The sequence below is a fragment of the Pseudomonas sp. s4 genome, from assembly GCF_046764235.1.
Lineage (GTDB): Bacteria > Pseudomonadota > Gammaproteobacteria > Pseudomonadales > Pseudomonadaceae > Aquipseudomonas > Aquipseudomonas asiatica.
Genome location: NZ_CP177209.1, coordinates 5,882,277 through 5,899,028 on the forward strand (window position 1 = coordinate 5,882,277; position 16,752 = coordinate 5,899,028).

Below are 16,752 nucleotides of genomic sequence, written 5' to 3' on the forward strand. Positions count from 1 at the left end.
TCAAGCGGCCACTGCTGGCCAATTATGTGCCAAGCCAGATTTCTACTTTCCGCCAGAGGGAAAGCTCCTGCATGCACCACCCTGCTCCGCCGGTGGATGTTCGGGATAGGTCTGCGGCAGCACGCTGACCGGGCTGGTAGCGATAAAGCCATCAGCAAACTTCGCTTCGACGAACTGCGCCCGCCATCCCACCGCCGGCGGCGTGCGCTGCAGGGTGAAGCTCTGCATGGGAGCGAGCGTCTCGGATTGGTAGCGCACCCCGCAGGCAAAACGGAAGTCGCGGTCCTGGCTGTTGCTCGCCGTCCACACCTTCACCGCCACTGGCGGCTCAGAGAAGTCGACGCTCATCTGCCCGGCATACCCGCTGGCCGACACCTGCACGCTTGGCAAAGGTGTGCCATCGCGCAGGCGCGTCACTGCAGGTACCAAGGTACTGACTACCGCTTGACGCACCCCGCCATGGTCAGAGTTCGGCAATACCCTGAGGCTGGTCTGGCCCGGCAGGCGCTGCTGATAATTGGTGACCGGGTCAGGGGCGAAGAAATCGTCACCACTGGCGGACACCAGGTACTTGGGAATGGCCAGACGCTGCCTTTTCTCGTTCAGGTACTGCATCGGGTCCATCATCGCCATCAGCCGCTCGAATGCCGGGGTGCCCAGCTGCTGCAGGACACCAGCCTGCTGGTAGGAACCCAGCGCCAAGGGCCAGTGACCACCATAACGCTTGCGCAATCCGGCCAGCATGTCCGAAGTATCCGCGACGTCGATCACACTGGGCACGATGGCCACCACCCGCTCATCGGCCAATGCCGTGAGCCATGCGCTCCAGCCGCGCTTGGAGGCACCCGTGATAATGAAGCGGTCCACCGTGAGCCCTTGCCCTGCCAGCTCTTGCTCGGCCAGATCCATCGCCCGGCTTGCCGCCGCGGCCATCGGCACGTGCAGTGGCAATTCCGGCGCGGCGCCGCGAAGCGCATGAGCCCAGGTATGGGCCACGGCGTCATCCTCGCGCAAGGGCTTCTCGTTATCGTTGAAGGTCACGTACTGATTGGGCACATCGCTGATCATGACCACGGCCATCCGTGCCTTGAGGGCGACCTCGCGCAATGCCTCGCGGGTATAGTCCGGGGTTTGCGCCGGTCCGAACCGTACACCGTTGTTCACCACCAGCAAGGCTTTGCCGGGCACGGCATTGTGCGGGATATGCAGCTCGACATCATGCTCCCAGCGGCGCGGCTCAACCACCGGCGCTGGTTCCCAAACCTGCGAAACCATCTGCAAGCGACGGAACGCATACCCAGGCTCGGAGGCTTGCTCGAGCAATACGGCTTCCAAGGGTGCCTGACGCACCTTGCCAATATGGCACTGGACAACATCCTGCGGACGCAGGCTGGCACAATCCTGCATGGTGCAAGCCTGCAAGCCTGCCATCAGGCAGGGGATGGCCAGCGCTAAACGGTAATTCATGTGCATGCTTCCGGCTTCGAGAAAGCACTTCACGCTAGGGAAGGTCTGAAAAAGACTTCCTGAATCTGGTGAAATACGCCGATCCCGCCAGCCGAGTTTTTCCATGAAGCAGATGACCTTCGCCGACGCCGAGTACGCCGGCAAGCGCAAGCAGACCCGTAAGGAATTGTTCCTGATCGAGATGGATCAGGTGGTGCCGTGGAAGGGATTGATTGCCCTGATCGAGCCACACTACCCAAAGGGTGAAGGTGGTCGTCCAGCCTATCCGCTGATGGCCATGTTACGTATCCATCTGATGCAGAACTGGTTCGGCTACAGCGACCCGGCCATGGAAGAAGCGCTCTACGAGACGACCATCCTGCGTCAGTTCGCCGGGCTGAGCCTCGAGCGTATTCCCGACGAAACCACCATCCTCAAGTTCCGTCGCTTGCTGGAGAAACATGAGCTGGCAGCCGGCATCCTCGGCGTAATCAATGGCTACCTGGGGGATCGCGGCCTGTCGCTGCGCCAGGGCACTATCGTCGATGCCACACTGATCCACGCGCCCAGCTCGACCAAGAACCAGGACGGCAAGCGCGACCCGGAAATGCACCAGAGCAAGAAAGGGAACCAGTATTACTTTGGCATGAAGGCGCACATCGGCGTGGATGATGAGTCGGGGCTGGTACACAGCGTGGTAGGCACGGCAGCCAACGTGGCGGATATCACCCAGGTCGAAAAACTGCTGCACGGTGACGAGAACGTCGTCTGCGCCGATGCCGGCTACACCGGCGTCGAAAAGCGCCCCGAACATGCTGGCCGCGAAGTGATCTGGCAGGTCGCAGCACGCCGCAGCACCTACAAGAAGCTCGATAAACGCAGCGCCCTGTACAAAGCCAAGCGCAAGATCGAGAAGGCCAAGGCACAAGTGCGAGCGAAGGTCGAGCACCCGTTTCGAGTGATCAAGCGCCAGTTCGGTTACGTGAAGGTGCGCTTCCGTGGCCTGGCCAAGAACACCGCTCAGCTGGTGACGCTGTTCGCGCTGTCGAACCTATGGATGGCGCGCCGACATTTGCTGACTACCGCAGGAAAGGTGCACCTGTAATGCGGAAAATGGCTGCTGCGAGGTGCTCGCGGCGGCCAAAAACGGAGAACTGAGCGGGTTACCTGGTCGAATTTGATCGACGGCCCGCTTTCAAAAGCAGCGAGGGCTGAAGTCGACCGGAAATACAGGGCTACTTCAGACCTTCCCTAGGCATCACAACAAGCGCGCACAAGTCGCAAAAGGCCGTGAAGGATGCAACCTACATCAGCTTGAGATATCACCTACAAAAAACCTGCGTCATACAAACAAAAACGCCCCCGGCGATGCGTGCGAGGGCGTTTTGACTCGAACGAGCAAAATGGGAATAGCTCTATTTCTATATCAACCCTGCCGAGCAAGGTCGCGCAGATGAAGTACAACCATAACGATCGCGGCTATGGCGGTCACTATTGATGCCAAGGTACCCAACACGACCGTGGACATTATCGATTCATTGTTCCAAACCACGACCTGTTGATTGAGACGATCGTCGTAGAGTATTTGCCCGTCCAACGTGGCGAGTTCACGCACGGTGCTACCATCATCCCCACGTTCCACTGTAAGAATAACCTTCGCATTGATACGAAGCCCCGATGCCTCATACAACTTCCGGTAAGTATAAACACGTTTACCCTCCCGCCTTCCATCAAGCTTATATGCTACGCCAAAATGTACTAGCGAACGGTTATGCTCCCAAACGTCTGGATAACCGGATACTCGCCCCTCGATAACTAGTAGCCTAGACGAATCAGGGGCCTTATATACTTCCAGCTGACTGAAATAAAGCGCAACACCTGCAAGCATCGTAATCACGACAATCGCAAGCAATTGAGCTCGCTTTAAAGGAGGGGACACTCTGAGCAACTTTATGAATCCAGAAAATGACTGCACACGCCCCTCCTGCTATTTTAAATAGGAAAATCACCTAAAAATCTTTAATGATACCTATCAACTCCACCTACGCCCCCGCCAGGCGGGATGATCTCTATAGGACCTATATCAATATTCCACTTGGGGAGTTCCGGCAATGGGAATACCATAGGCCCGCCACCGAAGTCCGGCTCAATATAGCCACCCCCGCCGCCGCCAGATATTCCGTACAGGTGAGAAAGGTCGCTTCCAAGCAGCACGCCTTGCGTATCCGGGTTCCACTGGGTTACCGCAACTCGGCCCGCATAGATTGCGCTGATTTGGGCGAGCGATGCAAGGGCCAAGTCCGGCGCTACCCAGTAATCAGGGTAGGTGGCATTTGTATTTGCAACGAAATGTTTTTGCACTACAGGTGCGATAAAAGAATGATACAAATTTGTTGCCGCATCGGAATTGAGTATCCCCAAGGCATTAGCCCCAACGCCCACAGCAGTGAAAATAACTGCGGGAGTGCCAGCCCCAGCAAGCAAGCTTATACTGCCGACAATCCCCGCAACATTTCCAACCAGGCTCAGGACGTCACCTTTTTCAAATTACTGGTCGGTCTTGTACTGAGCAGTAATTTTTAGAAATACTGTAGTCGCAGCAAGCGTATTCACCTTGATATTGAGGAAGGGTGTAAAACCCGCAGTCAGCTTTACTATTGACGTGATCCCGGCGACTGCAGCTCCGGTTTGGGCACTCTGATTCACTAGAACGAACCCTGACTTGTCGCTATTGTACTGATCCGTCAGGGAAGTAGCTGCCGCACCCACCGCTACCGGTTTTTCAACGTAGCCCAAGATAATCTCAAGTGTTTTGATCATCTTTCGCTACTCCCTGATCAATGTCTTGAAGGCGATGCTCATACGCAGCCGATTACAACTCACACCAGGCGCCCGAGCACCATGCGGCACTTCCCCATTGAAGATTACAACCCGCCTCGGCTTAGGCTGTACCGACAGCACAATACTTTCTTTGTCAGCGTCGTAGAATACAAGCTCACCACCCCAGCAGGTGGCCCAGTACTCGCTGCAAAACAGCATTACAGTTTTCCCTGGCGCCTCGGCTGTATTGTCACGATGAATAGGACCATCCTGGCTGCTTGTTTGACCATTGGCGTATACCCCTAACAGGGTCGCCGAAGGCATATGCGCAGCCTTGATACGTGCCCAGATATTCGCCAGAAAAGCCCAGTCCGGTCGCTCTCGTAGTTCTTGCTCACAGTCTTCCAATTCATTTCTGCGAGTACCGGCGATAAAACTGTGCCAACATGGACGATCAAGGGGAGCATACGGATAGGGCCAGCCATAACGCCAGAGCGAGCCAGTTAGGAGCCTCAATATTTTCGTGTGCTCTTCGTCCGTTATTCCATCATCAATCACACAGATATTTTTACAAGCAGTCAAACCTACCATTACTTCAATCTCCTGATCTCAACATAGCGATTGGAGACTGAAAGTTAAAACACCTTTAGATATTCTCACACAGGGAAACAGCCGCTCAGCCGGTGACCTTTACCATAGCCTTGACGTGATAACAGATTTAGTCGCCATAACGAGTTCCAATTTTCTTTACCTCAAAAAAACTTTTTTCAGACTGACACCAACCTGAAGCTTTACCAGCCCCCAAGCATTTACCATGATAAAAGCACGTGTGCGTGAGAGACCGCAGGCAGCCACTGCCCTTGGCTTCACTCAGAATTGGACATAAAAAAACGCCCCCGGCATTTCGACCGGGGGCGTTTTCGTTTCAGCTCAAGCTAGACGATCAAGCCTTGGCTTTCTTGGCAGCGCGGGTACGCTCGCCTTCGTCCAGGATCTTCTTGCGCAGGCGGATCGACTTCGGAGTCACTTCGCACAGCTCATCGTCCTGGATGAATTCCAGGGCCTGTTCCAGGGTGTGGCGAACCGGCGGTACCAGGGCGATGACTTCGTCTTTGCCCGAAGCACGCATGTTGTCGAGCTTCTTGCCTTTGGTCGGGTTCACGCCCAGGTCGTTGTCACGGCTGTTCAGGCCGATGATCTGACCGTTGTAGATGTCCTGACCGTGCTCGATGAACAGCTTGCCGCGAGCCTGCAGGGTTTCCAGCGAATAGGTCAGCGCCTTGCCGGTCTCGATCGAAACCAGTACACCGTTCAGGCGACCGGACATCTGGCCGGCTTTCATGGTGTCGTAGCGATCGAAGATCGAGGTCAGGATGCCTGCACCGTTGGTCAGAGTCAGGAACTGGTTACGGAAACCGATCAGACCACGAGCAGGTACGTTGTACTCCAGACGTACACGGCCTTTGCCATCCGGCGCCATGTTGGTCAGGTCGCCCTTACGCAGGCCCATTTCTTCCATGACCTTGCCCTGGGATTCTTCAGGGATGTCGATGGTGACGTTCTCGAACGGCTCCTGCTTCACGCCGTTGACTTCGCGGATGATCACTTCAGGGCGGCCTACAGCCATCTCGAAGCCTTCACGACGCATGGTTTCGATCAGAACCGACAGGTGCAGCTCACCACGGCCGGAAACCTTGAACTTGTCAGCCGAGTCGCCTTCTTCAACGCGCAGTGCAACGTTGTACAGCAGCTCTTTGTCCAGACGTTCCTTGATGTTACGGCTGGTGACGAACTTGCCTTCCTTGCCGCAGAACGGCGAGTCGTTGACCTGGAAGGTCATCGAAACGGTCGGCTCGTCAACGGTCAGTGGCTTCATCGCCTCGACGTGGTTCATGTCGCACAGGGTGTCGGAGATGAACAGCTCGTCGAAACCGCTGATGCAGACGATGTCGCCAGCCTGGGCTTCTTCAACGTCGACGCGGTGCAGGCCGTGGTGGCCCATCAGCTTGAGGATACGGCCGTTACGCTTCTTGCCTTCGGTGTCGATGGCAACAACCGGGGTGTTCGGCTTGATACGACCACGGGCGATACGGCCAACGCCGATAACACCGAGGAAGCTGTTGTAGTCCAGAGCGGAGATCTGCATCTGGAACGGGCCATCGACGTCAACGTTCGGCGCCGGTACGTTGTCGACGATCGACTGGTACAGCGGGGTCATGTCTTCGGCCATGTCGGTGTGGTCCAGACCGGCGATGCCGTTCAGGGCCGAAGCGTAGACAACCTGGAAGTCCAGCTGATCATCGGTGGCACCGAGGTTGTCGAACAGGTCAAAGATCTGGTCCAGAACCCAGTCAGGACGCGCGCCCGGGCGGTCAACCTTGTTGATCACGACGATCGGCTTCAGGCCAGCTTCGAAAGCCTTCTTGGTCACGAAGCGGGTTTGCGGCATCGGGCCGTCCTGGGCATCGACCAGCAGCAGCACGGAGTCGACCATCGACATTACACGCTCAACCTCGCCACCGAAGTCGGCGTGGCCGGGGGTGTCGACGATGTTGATGTGGTAGCCGTTCCAGTTGATGGCGGTGTTTTTCGCCAGGATGGTAATGCCGCGCTCTTTTTCCTGGTCGTTGGAGTCCATCACGCGCTCGTCGTTGAGCTCGTTACGCTCCAGGGTGCCGGACTGGCGCAGGAGTTTGTCGACCAGGGTGGTTTTACCATGGTCAACGTGGGCGATGATGGCGATGTTACGCAGATTTTCGATCACAACTGTATCTCGATCAGAGGATTCGGTTGCCGCCAGTGTAGGCGGCGAATATGTATGGTTTGAGGCTCAGCGGGCCCGGTGGTCGGGAGGGCGATGGCGGATGCTGCCGCCATACAGCCCTGGCGTCTTATGCCGGACGATAAACACGCACATTGGCATGTCCCTCACTGAGCAGGTGGTGTGCGTGCAGACGGCTCATCACACCTTTGTCGCAATACAGCAAGTACTGGCGGTTGGCATCCAGCTGCTTGAACTTGCTGTTGATGGCATAGAACGGCATGGCCTGGACTTCGATACCGTCCAGCACCAGAGGTTCGTCTTCCTGGGCATCGGGGTGACGAATGTCGATAACGATCTGGCCGGGCAGCGCCTCGGTCACTTCCTCAATTTCGATGTCCTTGCCCAGTTCGTCGATCACATGGTCGATGGAGATCAACCGGGCGCGTTCCAGGGCGCGCTCCAGCACGGCCATGTCGAACTGCTTCTCTTCATGCTCCATGCGGTGGCGCTTGGCGTGAGTGGTCGGGTTTACCGAGATCACGCCGCAGTATTCTGGCATGTGCTTGGCGAAGTCGGCAGTGCCGATCGCGTAGGCCTGGTCGATGATGTCCTGCTTGTGGCTGGCCAGCAGGGGGCGCAGCACCAGCTTGTCGGTGGCCGAGTCGATGATCGACAGGTTCGGCAAGGTCTGGCTGGACACCTGGGAAATCGCTTCGCCGGTGACCAGGGCATCGATCTCCAGGCGGTCGGCCATGTGCGCGGCACCACGCAGCATCATGCGTTTGAGGGTCACGCCCATGTAGCTGTTGTCGACCTTGTTCAGAATCTCGCCGACCACTTCCTCGAACGGCACGCTGATGAACAGCACGCGCTGGCTGCTGCCGAACTTCTTCCACAGGTAGTGAGCCACTTCCATCACGCCCAGCTCGTGGGCACGGCCACCGAGGTTGAAGAAGCAGAAGTGGGTCATCAGGCCGCGGCGCATCATCTGATAAGCCGCCACGGTCGAGTCGAAGCCACCGGACATCAGTACCAGTGTCTGCTCCAGGGCGCCCAGCGGGTAGCCGCCGATGCCCTGGTGCTGGTTATGGATCACGTACAGGCGCTGGTCGCGGATTTCGATGCGCACCAGCACTTCCGGGTTCTTCAGCTCGATGCCGGCGGCGCCGCACTGCTGGCGCAGCTGGCTGCCGACGTAACGGTCGACGTCCATAGAGGTGAAGTCGTGGTGACCACCGCGCTTGCAGCGCACGGCGAAGTGCTTGCCGGCCAGCAGGTGGCCGAAGTGCTGCTTGCACTTGGCGACGATGTCATCGAAGTCGCCGAGCGGGTATTCCTCTACCTGCAGGAAGTGGGTGATACCCGGGGTGCAGGTGAGGCGCTCGATCATCTCGCGCTGGACCTTTTCGTCTTCGACGCGGGTGACCACTTCGAGATTGTCCCAGACACCATCGACCACGAGCTCAGGATCGAGGTCCTTGAGCACGTTGCGGATGTTCTTGCCGAGCTGGCGGATGAAGCGCTTGCGCACCGGCCGGCTCTTGATGGTGATTTCTGGGAAGACTTTGACGATAAGTTTCATTGGTTAACAGCGCGCGCAGGGCCTGCCGAAAATGAGGGGCGCGAATTATAGCGGAAATTGCTCAGGATTTGACCAACTTTTGTACAGAAGGTCGGATTTATATTGCCTGCACCGGCCTCATCGCCGGCAAGCCAGCTCCCACAGGCTATCCACAGTTCTCAAGACCTGCGCCCTACCTGTGGGAGCTGGTTGCCGGCGATGAGGCCCTCAAAGAAAGCACACAACTCAAGCAATGCACACTATTGGTGCACCGCTACCAAAATTCGCATCTTAAGAGTGCACTTCTCCCCAGCAACCCACCCCCAGATGCCCGCAAACGCCCCCTTTTATCCCGCCCTCGCCATTTTCGGGCACTGGCATGCAATTTGCTCCCTTGTGAGGCAGGTAAGCTTGGCCGACTATCCGCGCCCGGCAACACCCTTTTTCCAGGGCAGCGGCCCACCGCGCTCTAGACCATCCGGAGGACAACATGTCGAAGTCGGTTCAACTCATCAAAGATCATGACGTCAAGTGGATTGATCTGCGTTTCACGGACACCAAAGGCACTCAGCACCACGTGACCATGCCGGCGCGTGATGCACTGGAAGACGACTTCTTCGAAGTCGGCAAGATGTTCGACGGTTCCTCCATCGCTGGCTGGAAAGGCATCGAAGCCTCCGACATGATCCTGATGCCGGTCGACGAAACTGCCGTACTGGACCCGTTCACCGAAGAGCCGACCCTGATCATCACCTGCGACATCGTCGACCCGTCGAGCATGCAGGGCTACGATCGTGACCCTCGCGCCATCGCCAAGCGCGCCGAAGAGTACCTGAAGAGCACCGGCATCGGTGACACCGTATTCGCAGGCCCGGAGCCAGAGTTCTTCATTTTCGACGAAGTGAAGTTCCAGTCGGACATCTCCGGCTCGATGTTCAAGATCTTCTCCGAGCAAGGCTCGTGGATGACCGGCGCTGACGTGGAAGGCGGCAACAAAGGCCACCGTCCAGGCGTGAAGGGCGGCTACTTCCCGGTTCCGCCGTTCGACCACGACCACGAAATCCGTACTGCCATGTGCAACGCACTGGAAGAAATGGGCCAGACCGTCGAAGTTCACCACCACGAAGTGGCGACTGCCGGCCAGAACGAAATCGGCGTCAAGTTCAACACCCTGGTGAAGAAGGCTGACGAAGTACAGGCGCTGAAGTACGTCGTGCACAACGTTGCCGACGCCTACGGCCGCACCGCTACCTTCATGCCGAAGCCACTGTACGGCGACAACGGCTCGGGCATGCACGTGCACATGTCGATCTGGAAAGACGGCAAGAACACCTTCTCGGGTGAAGGCTATGCCGGCCTGTCCGACACCGCCCTGTACTTCATCGGCGGTATCATCAAGCACGGTAAGGCCCTGAACGGCTTCACCAACCCGTCGACCAACTCCTACAAGCGTCTGGTCCCAGGCTTCGAAGCCCCGGTAATGCTGGCCTACTCGGCTCGCAACCGTTCCGCCTCGATCCGTATTCCTTACGTCGGCAGCCCGAAAGCCCGCCGTATCGAAGCTCGCTTCCCGGACCCATCGGCCAACCCATACCTGGCCTTCGCGGCCCTGCTGATGGCCGGCCTGGACGGTATCCAGAACAAGATCCACCCAGGCGATGCTGCCGACAAGAACCTGTACGACCTGCCGCCTGAAGAGGCCAAGGACATTCCGCAGGTTTGCGGCAGCCTGAAGGAAGCTCTGGAAGAGCTGGACAAGGGCCGTGCGTTCCTGACCAAGGGCGGCGTGTTCTCCGACGACTTCATCGATGCCTTCATCGAGCTGAAGAGCGAAGAAGAAATCAAGGTCCGCACCTTCGTTCACCCGCTGGAATACGAGCTGTACTACAGCTGCTGATCTGATCGGCGCCTCGCGCCGATGACATGATCACGAACGGCCTCCTTCGGGAGGCCGTTTTCGTTTCCGTGGCTGCGTCCTCGATTTCATACAGAACCGGCAGATGCCGCTGACATTTCGCCGCCCCCCTCAGCACGCAGGGTAGGCGTCCCTTCAGTCAAAGGACATCACGCCATGCGCAAACTTCTACCTGCAATGATTACCGTATCCGCCCTCCTCACCGGCTGCGCCAGCAATGGCACCGCGCCAGGCCAGGCAACGTCACAGGTGCTTCACCGCGCCACCGGCAGTTGGGACGGTACTCCCTATCTCGATTACCCCGAAGGACGACCAGTGCTGTCGCTTGTGAAAGTCAGCATTCCCGCCCACACCACCCTTGGCTGGCACTGTCACCAGGCGCTCAATCTAGGCTATCTGACCGAGGGACGACTCGAGGTGGAAACCCGCGACGGCAAGCGGACAAGCCTGGTTGCAGGCCAGACGCTGGCCGAACTTCAAGGGGAAGTGCACCGCGGGCACACCACTGGGCAGCCCGCCACTGTCATGGTGTTCCACGCAAGCAATGAAGACCTTGCGTTTTCAACGCCAGAAGCCGAATGCCCGCCAACTGTGCGATAAACCCTGAAACCACCTATGCTCCATATTGGTGCGCGCTGTGGACTAACGCCCCCGAATGCACCCCAAAAGCGATCACATGAACCGTTTAATCAGTTCATTCTGGTGCGAATTTTCCCGTTTCCAGGGCTTTATCGGCAAATTCCGCTTCTTTTCGGAGCCTTGGTTTGGTTCTTGCATTTTTTGCCCAAAGACTGGAATCAGCGGATCCACCGCGCGCCCGACCATGGCCGCGCCCATGCCCGACACGCGCCAAAAGAGGTCGACGACGCCCTATGACCATCAGCGATGCCCAGCACCGTCTACTTCTGGACAACCTGACCACCGCCACGCTGCTGCTCAACGCCGAGCTGCGCCTGGAGTACATGAACCCGGCCGCGGAAATGCTTCTGGCAGTGAGTGGCCAGCGCAGCCATGGGCAGTTCATCAGCGAGCTGTTCACCGAGTCGACCGAAGCGCTCAGCTCGCTGCGCCAGGCGGTCGAGCAGGCGCATCCGTTCACCAAGCGCGAAGCGCAGCTCACCTCGCTGACCGGGCAGACCATCACCGTCGACTACGCGGTTACGCCGATCCTGCACCAGGGCCAGACCCTGCTGCTGCTCGAGGTGCACCCGCGCGACCGGCTGCTGCGCATCACCAAGGAAGAGGCCCAGCTGAGCAAGCAGGAAACCACAAAGATGCTGGTACGCGGCCTGGCCCATGAAATCAAGAACCCCCTCGGCGGCATTCGCGGCGCAGCTCAGCTGCTGGCTCGCGAGCTGCCTGAAGAAGGCCTGCGCGACTACACCAACGTGATCATCGAGGAAGCCGATCGCCTGCGTAACCTGGTCGACCGCATGCTCGGCTCGAACAAGCTGCCGTCGCTGGCCATGACCAACATCCACGAAGTGCTTGAGCGGGTCTGCAGCCTGGTCGAGGCCGAAAGCCAGGGTTGCATCACTTTGGTGCGCGATTATGACCCCAGCCTGCCTGACGTATTGGTCGACCGCGAGCAGATGATCCAGGCCGTGCTCAACATCGTGCGCAATGCCATGCAGGCGATCAGTTCGCAGAACGAACTGCGCCTGGGCCGCATCACCCTGCGCAGCCGTGCCCTGCGCCAGTTCACCATCGGCCATGTGCGCCATCGCCTTGTGGCGAGGGTGGAGATCATCGACAACGGCCCGGGCATCCCGCCGGAACTGCAGGACACCCTTTTCTATCCCATGGTCAGCGGTCGCCCGGACGGTACCGGGCTGGGCCTGGCCATTACCCAGAACATCATCAGCCAGCACCAGGGCCTGATCGAGTGTGAAAGCCATGCAGGCCACACCGCATTCTCGATCTACCTGCCCCTGGAACAAGGAGCCACCGCCTCATGAGCCGAAGTGAAACCGTATGGATCGTCGACGATGATCGCTCCATCCGCTGGGTCCTGGAAAAAGCCCTGCAACAGGAAGGCATGACCACCCAGAGCTTCGATAGCGCCGATGGCGTCATGGGCCGCCTGGCACGCCAGCAACCTGACGTGATCATTTCCGACATCCGCATGCCGGGCACCAGCGGCCTCGACCTGCTGGCACAGATCCGTGAGCAGCACCCGCGCCTGCCGGTCATCATCATGACCGCCCACTCCGACCTGGACAGCGCCGTTGCGTCGTACCAGGGCGGTGCATTCGAGTACCTGCCCAAGCCATTCGATGTGGACGAGGCGGTCTCGCTGGTCAAGCGCGCCAACCAGCACGCCCAGGAGCAACAAGGGCTGGATGTGCCGCAGAGTCTGGCGCGCACCCCGGAAATCATCGGTGAAGCACCGGCAATGCAGGAGGTGTTCCGCGCCATCGGCCGCCTCAGCCACTCCAACATCACCGTGCTGATCAACGGTGAGTCCGGTACCGGCAAGGAGCTGGTGGCCCACGCCCTGCACCGCCACAGCCCGCGTGCGGCCTCACCGTTCATCGCCCTGAACATGGCGGCCATCCCCAAGGACCTGATGGAGTCCGAGCTGTTCGGCCATGAAAAGGGCGCCTTCACCGGCGCCGCCAACCTGCGCCGAGGGCGCTTCGAGCAGGCCGACGGCGGCACCCTGTTCCTCGACGAGATCGGCGACATGCCCGCCGACACACAGACCCGCCTGCTGCGAGTGCTGGCCGATGGCGAGTTCTATCGCGTGGGCGGCCACGTACCGGTCAAGGTCGATGTGCGCATCATCGCCGCCACTCACCAGAACCTGGAGTCGCTGGTGCAGGCCGGCAAGTTCCGCGAGGACTTGTTCCACCGCCTGAACGTGATCCGCATCCACATTCCGCGGCTGGCCGACCGCCGCGAAGATATCCCTGCCCTCGCCCGCCACTTCCTCGCCCGCGCCGCCCAGGAACTGGCGGTCGAGCCGAAGATCCTCAAGCCGGAAACCGAGGAATTCATTCGCAATCTGCCGTGGCCGGGCAACGTACGGCAGATGGAGAACACCTGCCGCTGGATCACCGTGATGGCCTCCAGCCGCGAAGTGCTGATCGGCGACCTGCCGCCGGAGCTGCTGAACCTGCCACAGGACGCCGCACCGGTAACCAACTGGGAGCAGGCCCTGCGCCAGTGGGCCGACCAGGCGTTGGCGCGTGGGCAGACCAGCCTGCTGGACAGCGCAGTGCCGAGCTTCGAGCGGATCATGATCGAGACAGCCCTCAAGCACACGGCTGGCCGTCGGCGCGATGCGGCACTGTTGCTGGGTTGGGGACGCAACACCCTGACGCGCAAGATCAAGGAACTGGGGATGAATGTGGCGGGGGGCGATGATGAGGAAGGTGACGAGCACTGAGTTCCAGGTAAACCCATAGTTCTCTGGGGCTGCTGCGCAGCCCATCGCGACACAAGGCCGCTCCTACAGGAGAATGCGATCCCCTGTAGGAGCGGCCTTGTGTCGCGATGGGCCGCAAAGCGGCCCCAAACATTTCAGCCCTTCGATGCACCGATCCTGTGCCCGATGCACCTCACTAAGGCACAAATCCCCTCAAAAAACGGCCAATTCACCCTGAAAGCCCAGATTCACGGGCTTTTCAAAACTGGCACGCCCCCTGCAATAAACAATACATATCCAGTTTCGGGGGCCCTGGTACAGGCAGGCCGGGTGAACCCCTCTTTTATTCGCAACATCGCCAGTTTTGGGGACCTCGGTACAGGCAGGCCGGGCCATCCCCCCTTTATACGCAGTACCCCTTTCGGGGACCCTGGTACAGGCAGGCCGGGATATCCCCTCTTTTATTCGTGCAGTTTCACCTGCAACCGCCAGCGCCCAGCGTCCTCTGCACCGGCCCACTCGCCGTGCAGGGGGCGCGCAGCCACCACCGTCAGCAACAGCCCTTCCTTGCTATTCTGCACCCGCCAACTCACAGGCTTGCCCTGCAGGCTCAGTTGCCCTTGCCGGGCCTTGCCTTGGGCCTGGAACAACAGTGCTACCGTACCGTCCACATTCTCGCCATGCAGCTGAGGCTCTTCGTTGAACCACAGCTCCAGGCCATCCTGCACCACCTCCACCTGCTGCAACTCGCGCTCGTCGGGTGTAGTCAGGCGGCCGATCATCAGCCCTACCATCAAGCCGACGATCGCCAGCGACAGCATCACCCGCGGGAACGCCTTCGAACGCACGTCCGGTTCGGGGGTAGAATGCCCGTCATCTTCACGCTTGGAGCCGTGCATGTTTCACGTCATCCTTTTTCAACCAGAAATTCCGCCGAATACCGGCAACATCATTCGCCTCTGCGCCAACAGCGGCTGCGACCTGCACCTGATCGAGCCCATCAGCTTCGAGCTGGACGACAAGCGCCTGCGGCGCGCGGGGCTGGATTACCACGAGTATGCCACGCTCAAGCGCCACGAAAGCCTGGCCGGATGCCTGGAAAGCCTGGGCAACCCACGGCTGTTCGCCTTCACCACCAAGGGCTCGCACCCGTTCCACGAAGTGGCTTACCAGCCGGGTGATGCCTTCCTGTTCGGGCCAGAAAGCCGCGGCCTGCCGGCCGAAGTACTGGACAGCCTGCCGGCCGAACAACGCCTGCGCCTGCCCATGCGGCCCGGGTGCCGCAGCCTGAATCTGTCCAATACCGTGGCTGTGACGGTGTATGAGGCGTGGCGGCAGAATGGGTTTGCCGGCAGTTGATGCGCTGCCTGCACTGACTCTATCGCCGGCAAGGCAGCTCCCGCAGGGACCGCACCGCCCTTGAAACCTGTGCAGTACCTGTGGGAGCTGGCTTGCCGGCGATAGGGCCGGAACAGGCCAACAAAAAAGGCGACCGAAGTCGCCCTTTTTCAAACGCAGCTATTACTGCACTGTCGGCGCTTCGCCGGCTTCCTGCATGCGCTGCATTTCTTGCGCGTACAGGGCGTCGAAGTTGACCGGCGACAGCATCAGGGCCGGGAACGAACCGCGGGTCACCAGGCTGTCCAGGGTCTCGCGGGCGTACGGGAACAGGATGTTCGGGCAGAACGCACCCAGGGTGTGGCTCATCGAAGCCGCGTCCAGATTCTTGATCAGGAAGATACCGGCCTGCTGCACTTCAGCGATGAAGGCCACTTCGTCACCGTTCTTGACGGTAACCGACAGGGTCAGCACCACCTCGTGGAAGTCGCCTTCCAGGGCTTTCTGCTTGGTGTTCAGGTCCAGGGCAACGCTCGGCTCCCAGGTCTGGCGGAAGATCTGCGGGCTTTTCGGGGCTTCGAACGACAGGTCGCGCACATAGATGCGCTGCATGGAGAACTGAGGGCTGTTGTCTTCTGCAGCAGCGCCGTTGGTCTGTTGGTCAGTCATGGCAGATCCTTATCCTAATGTTTTTGAATGCAGTGCAAATCAGGCCGCCAGCAGCGCGTCGAGCTTGCCAGCGCGCTCCAGGGCATAAAGGTCATCGCATCCACCGACGTGGGTGCTGCCGATCCAGATCTGCGGCACAGATGTACGGCCGGCCTTCTGGCTCATCTCGGCACGAACCTGTGGCTTACCGTCGACCTTGATTTCCTCGAAGGCCACGCCCTTGCTCTCGAGCAGGTACTTGGCGCGCATGCAGTAGGGGCAGTAGTCGCTGGAATAGACGATGACGGGCTTCATATCACTTCACCAGGGGCAGGTTATCGGCTTTCCAGCTGGAAACGCCACCGCTCAGTTTGGCGGCGTTGTAACCAGCCTTGAGCAGCTCGCGGCAGATGGTGCCGGACTGCTGGCCCATCGAGTCGACGACGATCAGGGTCTTCTCTTTGTGCTTGTCCAGCTCGCTCATGCGGTTGACCAGCTTGTCCTGCGGGATGTTCACCGCACCGACGATGTGACCGGCGGAGTATTCCTTGGTCGGGCGAATGTCGATGACCAGGGCTTTCTCGGCATTGACCAGGGCAGTCAGCTGGCCGTTGCTCAGGCTCTGGCCGCCGCGACGGATTTCGTTGACCAGCAGCGCGACCAGCAAAACAACGAAGATCGCCACCAGGATGTAGTGGTTTGTCGCAAATTGAATCAGGTTAGCAACCATCTGGGGTGTTCCACGCGATTGAAAATGCCGGCCAGTATACACAGGCCCTTATTGCCACCAAAGCCCGACGGGCCGGCCGGAAAGGTACCTTCATGTTGCCACATTGGCCACGCTGGTCAGGGAACAGGACGAATATTCGCCGCCGGTGGCGCATTTGCCC

At 59.3% G+C, this 16,752-nt stretch carries 17 protein-coding genes; 6 read left to right on the plus strand and 11 right to left on the minus strand.

Annotated features, from left to right (window positions below):
* Positions 1-42: 42 nt before the first annotated feature.
* Complete coding sequence (locus ACK56M_RS27290; protein WP_411959158.1) at positions 43-1,467, minus strand: PhoPQ-activated pathogenicity-related family protein; 1,425 nt, start codon at positions 1,465-1,467, stop codon at positions 43-45.
* Between the two features lie 103 nt (positions 1,468-1,570).
* Here ACK56M_RS27290 and ACK56M_RS27295 point away from each other — a divergent pair, with 103 nt between their 5' ends.
* On the plus strand, positions 1,571-2,551 hold the full coding sequence (locus ACK56M_RS27295) for an IS5-like element ISPpu18 family transposase (protein ID WP_058178368.1): 981 nt from the start codon (positions 1,571-1,573) through the stop codon (positions 2,549-2,551).
* A 321-nt stretch (positions 2,552-2,872) separates the two neighbouring features.
* On the opposite strand, the gene ACK56M_RS27300 is transcribed toward ACK56M_RS27295, so the two are convergent.
* From ACK56M_RS27300 to thiI, 6 genes are all read right to left on the minus strand, one after another.
* On the minus strand, positions 2,873-3,421 hold the full coding sequence (locus tag ACK56M_RS27300; RefSeq protein ID WP_411959159.1) for a hypothetical protein: 549 nt from the start codon (positions 3,419-3,421) through the stop codon (positions 2,873-2,875).
* 44 nt (positions 3,422-3,465) lie between these two features.
* The gene (locus ACK56M_RS27305) at positions 3,466-3,867 is read right to left on the minus strand and encodes a hypothetical protein (protein WP_411959160.1); all 402 of its coding nucleotides are present in this window, start codon (positions 3,865-3,867) and stop codon (positions 3,466-3,468) included.
* 126 nt (positions 3,868-3,993) lie between these two features.
* The gene (locus ACK56M_RS27310) at positions 3,994-4,266 is read right to left on the minus strand and encodes a hypothetical protein (RefSeq protein ID WP_411959161.1); all 273 of its coding nucleotides are present in this window, start codon (positions 4,264-4,266) and stop codon (positions 3,994-3,996) included.
* Positions 4,267-4,272: 6 nt separating this feature from the next.
* Positions 4,273-4,857 carry a 2OG-Fe(II) oxygenase gene (locus tag ACK56M_RS27315; RefSeq protein WP_080604908.1) on the minus strand — a complete coding sequence of 195 codons (585 nt, stop codon included), beginning with the start codon at positions 4,855-4,857 and terminating at the stop codon, positions 4,273-4,275.
* Positions 4,858-5,209: 352 nt separating this feature from the next.
* On the minus strand, positions 5,210-7,030 hold the full coding sequence (gene typA / locus ACK56M_RS27320; protein ID WP_013974573.1) for a translational GTPase TypA: 1,821 nt from the start codon (positions 7,028-7,030) through the stop codon (positions 5,210-5,212).
* A 127-nt stretch (positions 7,031-7,157) separates the two neighbouring features.
* Positions 7,158-8,612: a tRNA uracil 4-sulfurtransferase ThiI gene (gene thiI / locus ACK56M_RS27325; protein ID WP_013974574.1), complete on the minus strand. Its 1,455-nt coding sequence runs from the start codon at positions 8,610-8,612 to the stop codon at positions 7,158-7,160.
* Positions 8,613-9,081: 469 nt separating this feature from the next.
* Between thiI and glnA the strand changes: the two genes are divergently transcribed.
* The 4 genes from glnA to ntrC all read left to right on the plus strand — a co-directional run bounded on the left by glnA (position 9,082) and on the right by ntrC (position 13,897).
* Positions 9,082-10,488 carry a type I glutamate--ammonia ligase gene (glnA, locus tag ACK56M_RS27330; RefSeq protein ID WP_015272115.1) on the plus strand — a complete coding sequence of 469 codons (1,407 nt, stop codon included), beginning with the start codon at positions 9,082-9,084 and terminating at the stop codon, positions 10,486-10,488.
* A 174-nt stretch (positions 10,489-10,662) separates the two neighbouring features.
* Positions 10,663-11,106 carry a cupin domain-containing protein gene (locus tag ACK56M_RS27335; protein ID WP_015272116.1) on the plus strand — a complete coding sequence of 148 codons (444 nt, stop codon included), beginning with the start codon at positions 10,663-10,665 and terminating at the stop codon, positions 11,104-11,106.
* 272 nt (positions 11,107-11,378) lie between these two features.
* Positions 11,379-12,464, plus strand: coding sequence for a nitrogen regulation protein NR(II) (gene glnL / locus ACK56M_RS27340; RefSeq protein WP_013974577.1), 1,086 nt, complete (start codon positions 11,379-11,381; stop codon positions 12,462-12,464).
* A complete protein-coding gene (ntrC, locus tag ACK56M_RS27345) occupies positions 12,461-13,897 on the plus strand; it encodes a nitrogen regulation protein NR(I) (RefSeq protein ID WP_013974578.1) in 1,437 nt (478 codons plus the stop codon). Before glnL ends, ntrC begins: the two co-directional genes overlap by 4 nt.
* A 440-nt stretch (positions 13,898-14,337) precedes the next feature.
* On the opposite strand, the gene ACK56M_RS27350 is transcribed toward ntrC, so the two are convergent.
* On the minus strand, positions 14,338-14,775 hold the full coding sequence (locus tag ACK56M_RS27350; protein ID WP_015272117.1) for a hypothetical protein: 438 nt from the start codon (positions 14,773-14,775) through the stop codon (positions 14,338-14,340).
* Here ACK56M_RS27350 and trmL point away from each other — a divergent pair.
* On the plus strand, positions 14,774-15,235 hold the full coding sequence (gene trmL / locus ACK56M_RS27355; protein ID WP_013974580.1) for a tRNA (uridine(34)/cytosine(34)/5-carboxymethylaminomethyluridine(34)-2'-O)-methyltransferase TrmL: 462 nt from the start codon (positions 14,774-14,776) through the stop codon (positions 15,233-15,235). The genes ACK56M_RS27350 and trmL overlap by 2 nt on opposite strands.
* Positions 15,236-15,397: 162 nt before the next feature.
* On the opposite strand, the gene secB is transcribed toward trmL, so the two are convergent.
* The 3 genes from secB to ACK56M_RS27370 are packed head-to-tail and all read right to left on the minus strand — an operon-like array spanning position 15,398 to position 16,592.
* Positions 15,398-15,883 carry a protein-export chaperone SecB gene (secB, locus tag ACK56M_RS27360; RefSeq protein WP_013974581.1) on the minus strand — a complete coding sequence of 162 codons (486 nt, stop codon included), beginning with the start codon at positions 15,881-15,883 and terminating at the stop codon, positions 15,398-15,400.
* A 39-nt stretch (positions 15,884-15,922) separates the two neighbouring features.
* Positions 15,923-16,177, minus strand: a complete 255-nt coding sequence (gene grxC, locus ACK56M_RS27365; protein WP_003249204.1) for a glutaredoxin 3 — start codon at positions 16,175-16,177, stop codon at positions 15,923-15,925.
* A gap of 1 nt (position 16,178) precedes the next feature.
* On the minus strand, positions 16,179-16,592 hold the full coding sequence (locus ACK56M_RS27370; protein ID WP_003259887.1) for a rhodanese-like domain-containing protein: 414 nt from the start codon (positions 16,590-16,592) through the stop codon (positions 16,179-16,181).
* Between the last annotated feature and the right edge of the window lie 160 nt (positions 16,593-16,752).

Excerpts from the sequence above, each read along its gene's own strand:
- ACK56M_RS27290 (WP_411959158.1), bottom strand. The coding sequence starts at position 1,467 with ATGAATTACCGTTTAGCGCTGGCCATCCCCTGCCTGATGGCAGGCTTG.
- ACK56M_RS27295 (WP_058178368.1), top strand. The coding sequence starts at position 1,571 with ATGAAGCAGATGACCTTCGCCGACGCCGAGTACGCCGGCAAGCGCAAG.
- ACK56M_RS27310 (WP_411959161.1), bottom strand. The coding sequence starts at position 4,266 with ATGATCAAAACACTTGAGATTATCTTGGGCTACGTTGAAAAACCGGTA.
- ACK56M_RS27315 (WP_080604908.1), bottom strand. The coding sequence starts at position 4,857 with ATGGTAGGTTTGACTGCTTGTAAAAATATCTGTGTGATTGATGATGGA.
- thiI (WP_013974574.1), bottom strand. The coding sequence starts at position 8,612 with ATGAAACTTATCGTCAAAGTCTTCCCAGAAATCACCATCAAGAGCCGG.
- glnA (WP_015272115.1), top strand. The coding sequence starts at position 9,082 with ATGTCGAAGTCGGTTCAACTCATCAAAGATCATGACGTCAAGTGGATT.
- ACK56M_RS27335 (WP_015272116.1), top strand. The coding sequence starts at position 10,663 with ATGCGCAAACTTCTACCTGCAATGATTACCGTATCCGCCCTCCTCACC.
- glnL (WP_013974577.1), top strand. The coding sequence starts at position 11,379 with ATGACCATCAGCGATGCCCAGCACCGTCTACTTCTGGACAACCTGACC.
- ntrC (WP_013974578.1), top strand. The coding sequence starts at position 12,461 with ATGAGCCGAAGTGAAACCGTATGGATCGTCGACGATGATCGCTCCATC.
- trmL (WP_013974580.1), top strand. The coding sequence starts at position 14,774 with ATGTTTCACGTCATCCTTTTTCAACCAGAAATTCCGCCGAATACCGGC.
- ACK56M_RS27350 (WP_015272117.1), bottom strand. The coding sequence starts at position 14,775 with ATGCACGGCTCCAAGCGTGAAGATGACGGGCATTCTACCCCCGAACCG.
- secB (WP_013974581.1), bottom strand. The coding sequence starts at position 15,883 with ATGACTGACCAACAGACCAACGGCGCTGCTGCAGAAGACAACAGCCCT.
- grxC (WP_003249204.1), bottom strand. The coding sequence starts at position 16,177 with ATGAAGCCCGTCATCGTCTATTCCAGCGACTACTGCCCCTACTGCATG.
- ACK56M_RS27370 (WP_003259887.1), bottom strand. The coding sequence starts at position 16,592 with ATGGTTGCTAACCTGATTCAATTTGCGACAAACCACTACATCCTGGTG.